Annotated in this window: 8 protein-coding genes; 6 read left to right on the top strand and 2 right to left on the bottom strand. The window is 73.2% G+C overall.

Annotated features, from left to right (window positions below; all coding sequences use genetic code 11):
• Nucleotides 1–784, bottom strand: a 784-nt coding sequence (locus tag I5E_RS12030) for an o-succinylbenzoate synthase (RefSeq protein WP_022907208.1), incomplete at its 3' end; no start/stop codon positions are given.
• A gap of 134 nt (nt 785–918) precedes the next feature.
• Between I5E_RS12030 and I5E_RS12025 the strand changes: the two genes are divergently transcribed.
• The 4 genes from I5E_RS12025 (at nt 919) to I5E_RS12010 (ending at nt 4,568) form a co-directional block, all read left to right on the top strand.
• Nucleotides 919–1,398 (top strand): hypothetical protein, encoded by a 480-nt coding sequence (locus I5E_RS12025; protein WP_022907207.1) that lies wholly within the window; start codon nt 919–921, stop codon nt 1,396–1,398.
• Nucleotides 1,399–1,420: 22 nt separating this feature from the next.
• Nucleotides 1,421–2,350, top strand: a complete 930-nt coding sequence (locus I5E_RS12020) for a 1,4-dihydroxy-2-naphthoyl-CoA synthase (protein WP_022907206.1) — start codon at nt 1,421–1,423, stop codon at nt 2,348–2,350.
• Entirely contained in the window at nt 2,350–3,486 is a 1,137-nt protein-coding gene (locus I5E_RS12015) for an AMP-binding protein (RefSeq protein ID WP_022907205.1), read from the top strand. Before I5E_RS12020 ends, I5E_RS12015 begins: the two co-directional genes overlap by 1 nt.
• A gap of 86 nt (nt 3,487–3,572) precedes the next feature.
• A complete protein-coding gene (locus tag I5E_RS12010; RefSeq protein WP_022907204.1) occupies nt 3,573–4,568 on the top strand; it encodes a 1,4-dihydroxy-2-naphthoate polyprenyltransferase in 996 nt (331 codons plus the stop codon).
• Between the two features lie 10 nt (nt 4,569–4,578).
• On the opposite strand, the gene I5E_RS12005 is transcribed toward I5E_RS12010, so the two are convergent.
• The gene (locus I5E_RS12005; RefSeq protein WP_022907203.1) at nt 4,579–4,905 is read right to left on the bottom strand and encodes a DUF4229 domain-containing protein; all 327 of its coding nucleotides are present in this window, start codon (nt 4,903–4,905) and stop codon (nt 4,579–4,581) included.
• Nucleotides 4,906–4,970: 65 nt separating this feature from the next.
• Here I5E_RS12005 and I5E_RS12000 point away from each other — a divergent pair, with 65 nt between their 5' ends.
• Both I5E_RS12000 and I5E_RS11995 read left to right on the top strand, forming a co-directional pair.
• Complete coding sequence (locus I5E_RS12000) at nt 4,971–5,357, top strand: PLDc N-terminal domain-containing protein (RefSeq protein ID WP_022907202.1); 387 nt, start codon at nt 4,971–4,973, stop codon at nt 5,355–5,357.
• Nucleotides 5,320–5,670: thiamine pyrophosphate-binding protein (locus tag I5E_RS11995; RefSeq protein WP_031262424.1), on the top strand; the 351-nt coding region annotated here is incomplete at its 3' end. The genes I5E_RS12000 and I5E_RS11995, both read left to right, overlap by 38 nt.

Raw genomic sequence — 5,670 nt, 5'->3', positions numbered from 1 at the left:
CGTACCCGGGCGACATCGCACGTGCCGCGAGGAACGCGCCCATCCCGAGCCCGACGGACGTGTCGAGCGCACTCGACACCACGCAGGGCAGCCCGGCGTCGGCGACGACCGCGTGGGCAGCGGTGATCCCGCCGAGGGGCTGCGCCTTCACGACGAGGACGTCGGCGGCACCGGCACGGGCGACGGCGAGCGGGTCGGAGGCGCGTCGGACGCTCTCGTCGGCGGCGATCGGCACGCCGAGGCCCGCGATCCGCTGCCGGAGCCGGGCGAGCTCCGGCACGGTCCGGCACGGCTGCTCGGCGTACTGCAGGTCGAGGGGTGCGAGGCGTTCGAGGGCCTCGACGGCCTGGTCGACGCTCCAGAGGCCGTTCGCGTCGACCCGGACCGCGGCGGAGGGACCCATCACCCGACGGACCTCGGCCACCCGGGCCACGTCGTCGTCGATCGTCGTGCCGGGCTCGGCGACCTTGACCTTGGCGGTCCTGCAGCCCGGGTACCGCGCGAGCAGGTCCGCGACGGCGTCCGGTGCGACCGCCGGCACCGTCGCGTTCACCGGCACGCTGTCCGCGGCGGAGTCGTGCTCGGACCAGCCGAAGTCGACGGCCGCCCGCAGCCACGCCGCGGCCTCGGTGTCGTCGTACTCGACGAACGGCGAGAACTCGGTCCAGCCCGCCGGGCCCCGCAGGACCAGTGCCTCGCGCACCGTGATGCCGCGGAACCGCACCCGCATCGGCAGGGCGACCACGTGCGCGTCGGATCGGAGGTCGGCGAGGTCGGGGAGCACCTGGCCATCATCCCAGGAGCACCCAGGGCACCCCACGGTTCCTCGGAGGGGACCGCCAGCACCGCGCACTAGCATGCATCGGTCGGCCACGGTCGGCAGCAGCCAGGACGAGCACCGAGGACGAGGGAGGGCCTGTGGCGCGGGAACCGCAGCAGCGTGTGTCGCAGCGATCCGCAGCACCCTCCGCGGCGCGGGCCGACGCACCCGACCGTGACACCGGCGAGTTCGCCCGGCTCATGCAGCGCAACACGGTCGACGTCCGGCAGCAGGCCCAGGGAGCGCGGAAGCGCCGCAACCCGGTGGTCGGCAAGATCGCCCTGGGACTCGCGGTCGTCTCGGCCGCGGTCGACGCGAGTGCGTTCGCGGTCTTCATGGGCGGCGACACCGACTTCGCGTTCGGCATCTGCTTCGTCGTGGTGTTCCTCACGCTCATCGCGGCCGTGCTCGGTTTCGTGGCGGCGGTCGGGTCGTTCGGTCGTTGGTACGGCGCCGTCGGGGTCGTCGTGGCGTTCTTCGCGAACCCGGTGATCCTCATCGTGCTGCTCGTGATCGTGGCGCCGGAGCTGCTCACCGACATGGGCGGTTCGGCCGCCACCAGCGGCACGGGGCTGTAGCCCGCGGCGGTAGCGTTGGGGCATGGCTGCCGAAGTCTCCGACCTGTTCGACCCCGACGTCTGGACCGCGGCTCCGATCGCGGAGCGGTTCACCGACATCACGTACCACAAGCACGTCTCGAAGGGGATCGTCCGGGTGGCCTTCGACCGGCCCGAGGTGCGGAACGCCTTCCGCCCGCGCACCGTCGACGAGCTGTACCGCGCGCTCGACGACGCCCGGCAGGACCCCCGCGTCGGCGTCGTCCTGCTCACCGGCAACGGCCCGAGCCCGAAGGACGGCGGCTGGGCGTTCTGCTCCGGCGGCGACCAGCGGATCCGCGGGCGCAGCGGCTACCAGTACGTCGGTGACGAGGGCGCTCCGCCCGAGGGTGTCGACCCGGCCGCGGCCGAGGCGTCGATGGGACGGCTGCACATCCTCGAGGTCCAGCGGCTCATCCGGATGATGCCCAAGGTCGTCATCGCCGTCGTCCCGGGTTGGGCGGCCGGCGGCGGCCACTCGCTGCACGCGATCTGCGACCTCACGATCGCGAGCGCCGAGCACGGCCGGTTCAAGCAGACCGACGCCGACGTCGGGTCGTTCGACGGCGGGTACGGCAGCGCCTACTACGCCAAGCAGATCGGCCAGAAGTTCGCGCGCGAGGTCTTCTTCCTCGCCCAGGAGTACTCGGCCCAGCGTGCGTACGAGATGGGTGCCGTGAACGCCGTCGTCCCGCACGCGGACCTCGAGCGCGAGGCGATCCGCTGGGGCGAGATCGTCCTCGGCAAGTCGCCGACCGCGATCCGGATGCTGAAGTACGCCTTCAACGCCGTCGACGACGGCATGGTCGGGCAGCAGGTCTTCGCCGGCGAGGCCACGCGCCTCGCCTACGGCACCGACGAGGCCGTCGAGGGCCGCGACTCCTTCCTCGAGAAGCGCGCCCCCGAGTGGACCGCGTTCCCCTGGCACTACTGATGACCCGTCCGCTGGTCGCGACCGGCACGTCGGACCCGTCGGCCGTGCTGCGCGGCCTGGAGGCGGCACTCGCCGGCGGCCCCGCCCTGCTCCCGGTCGCGGACGGGGCCCCGGCGCTGCCGACACCGGCTCCGGCCACCGTCCCGCAGCGGGTCGCGCTGGTCGTCGAGACGAGCGGGTCCACCGGGACCGGCAAGCGGGTGGCGCTGTCGTCGGAGGCGCTCCTCGCCGGGGCGGCCGCCGCGGACGCGGCGCTCGGCGGCCCGGGCGGCTGGGTGCTCGCACTGCCCGTGCACTACATCGCGGGGCTCAACGTCCTGACCCGCTCGATCACCGCGGGGACGTCGCCCGTCGTCGTCGCCGGCGGGCACTTCACGGCGGCGGCGTTCGCGGACGCCGCCGACCGGCTCGCCACCGGCCCCTCGGCCCCGCGTCGCTACACCTCGCTCGTCCCGGTGCAGCTCGCCCGGATCCTCGACGACGACCGGGCCGCCCGGGCCCTCGCCGGCTTCGACGCCGTCCTCGTCGGCGGGCAGGCGACACCGCCGACCCTCCGCGACCGTGCCCGGTCCGCAGGCATCCCGATCGTGACGACGTACGGCGCGAGCGAGACGAGCGGTGGGTGCGTCTACGACGGCGTCCCGTTCGGCACGGTCCGCACCGACCTCGACGACGGCGAGCTGCTGCTGTCCGGGCCGATGCTCGCCGACGGCTACCTGGGCGACGACGCGCGCACCGCCCGGACCTTCACCGAGCGGGACGGACACCGCTGGTACCGGACGGGGGACGCCGCCGAGCTCGTCGACGGCGTCGTCCGCGTGCTCGGCCGGCTCGACGACGTCGTGATCTCGGGCGGCGAGAAGGTCCCGCTCGGCGCCGTCGAGCGGATCGTGCGCGGCCTCGACGGGCAGGAACAGGCCGTCGTGACCCGTCGGGCCTCGGGGGAGTGGGGCGAGGTGCCCGTCGTCGTGACCGACCGGCCGCTCGACCTCGACACCGTCCGCCGTGCCGTCGGCGACGCCCTCGGGCGTGCGGCGCGACCGGACGAGGTCATCGTCGTCGAGCGCCTGCCGATGCTCGCGTCCGGCAAGCCGGACCGACGGGCCGTCCGCGCGATCGCCGACCCCACCGCCTGACCGACGCGGGTCGACCGCCGAGCGCGATCCGTTCCTCCTGGACCGACGTGCCGGACGCACGGCCGACGCCGATACCATGGACGGTCGTGGCACGCACGAAGAACACGAACCGGTCCAGGAACCGCTCCGGCAACCCGGCGAAGGCCGCGGCACCCCAGCGCACGAAGCGCCGGGCGACCGCCCGCGACTGGATCGGCGGGGCACGTCTGCGCACCCTGACGCTCGGTGTCGTCCCCGTGGTGCTCGGCACGACCGTCGGGTTCGTCGACAGCGGCGAGGCGGGTGACTTCGGCGACTGGATCGCCAAGGGCCACCACCTCCCGGTCGCGATCCTCGCGCTGCTCGTCGCCCTCTTCCTGCAGATCGGCGTGAACTACAGCAACGACTACTCCGACGGGGTGCGCGGCACCGACGAGTTCCGCGTCGGACCGGCCCGACTCACTGGTGCCGGGCTCGCGAAGCCCCGCACCGTGCTGACCGTCGCGCTGACGTTCTTCGGACTCGCCGCCGTCGCCGGGATCGTCATCGTGCTGCTCACCGGGCTGTGGTGGCTCCTGCTCGTCGGCGCCGCTGCCATCGTCGCGGCCTGGTTCTACACCGGTGGCAAGAAGCCCTACGGGTACAACGCCCTCGGCGAGGTCTTCGTGTTCGTCTTCTTCGGCCTGGTCGCCGTGCTCGGCACCCAGTTCGTGCTCATCGACCAGGTCACCCCGAGCGGCTGGGCGGCAGCGATGGCCGCCGGGTTCTTCGCCTGCGCGGTGCTCATGGTGAACAACATCCGCGACATCGACGAGGACCAGCTCGCCGGCAAGCGCACCCTCGCGGTCGTGGTCGGGCGGCCCGTCGCACGCGTGCTCTACGGCCTGTTCCTGATGCTGCCCTACGTGGTGCTGCTCTGGTTCGTGCTGCTCTACTTCCGCACCGGCTTCACGTACTTCTCGCTGCTGCTCGCCCTGCCGGCGCTCGCGATCGGGGTGTCGTCGCGGAAGCCGCGGGAACTCATCACGGCACTGCAGCTCTCGTCGTTCGCGTCGCTGGTGTTCGGCGTGGTGCTCGGCATCACGCTCGCCGTGCAGCCGTAGCCCGCGGGGATCAGCCCTCGCGGTGCTCGCGGCGCGCCGCGTGACGGTCGGCGTCGGAGACCGCCTGCCCGGTCGGTAGGTCGGTGTCCGCCGCGTCGACGAAGTCGTCCTCGAAGTCGGAGTCGACGTCGTGCTCCGGGGCCGGGCGGCGATTCGCCAGGCTCTCCGTCACGCGACCGCGCAGCTTCGGCAGGGCGATGTACGAGATGAGCAGGGCCACGAGCGCAGCGACGATCGTCGCCCAGGCCGCCGTCATCGGCGTCAGGAGCAGGAGCAGTGCCAGCACCGCGGCGAAGATGCCGAGGCGGGCCAGGGTGTACACGAGCCACGCTTTCACCTGCGCAAGTCTACGGAAGCGCAACCGGCAGGGACCCCACAGGCTGCCGACCTAGACTCCCGGCCATGATCCGACTGTGGCTGATCGTCGTCGTCGCCGCCGTGGCGTTCACGGTGTACGCGGCCATCGACTGCGCCACGATGCCCCGGGAACGTGTCCGTTCCCTCAGCCGTGGCGTCTGGGTCCTCCTCGTCATCGTGCTGCCCGTGCTCGGCGGCGTCCTCTGGTTCCTGCTCGGCCGGGCACCGGCGACCCGTCCCGGCGGCGGCTCCGGGTACCGTGGACCCGAAGACGACCCGGACTTCCTCGGCGGCCCCAGCGGCCCCGATCAGCACCGCACGGACAAGGACCAGGACGACGAGACCCTCCGAGACCTCGAACAGCAGTTCCGCGAGCGGGAACGACGCGCCGACCGTGACCGCCGCGACGACGACGGCCGCGCCGATCGCTGACGGTCCGGCGGGTTCCGGCAGCCCCGCGACCGACTTCTCCGTCGCGCTCCTGACCGAGCTCGCCCGGGCCGGTGTGACCGACGTCGTGGTGAGCCCCGGCTCCCGGTCGCAGGCGCTCGCACTCGCCGCCGTCGCGCTCGAGCGGGTCGGCGGCACCACCGTGCACGTCCGGCTCGACGAGCGCACGGCCGGGTTCTTCGCGCTCGGGCTCGCCGTCGAGTCCGGTCGTCCCGCTGCCGTCGTCACGACCTCGGGCACGGCGGTCGCGAACCTGCACCCCGCGGTGCTCGAGGCGCACCACTCCGGGGTGCCG

The organism is Curtobacterium sp. B18 (genome assembly GCF_000333375.1).
Lineage (GTDB): Bacteria > Actinomycetota > Actinomycetes > Actinomycetales > Microbacteriaceae > Curtobacterium.
This window is presented reverse-complemented; position numbering and strand designations above follow the sequence as displayed.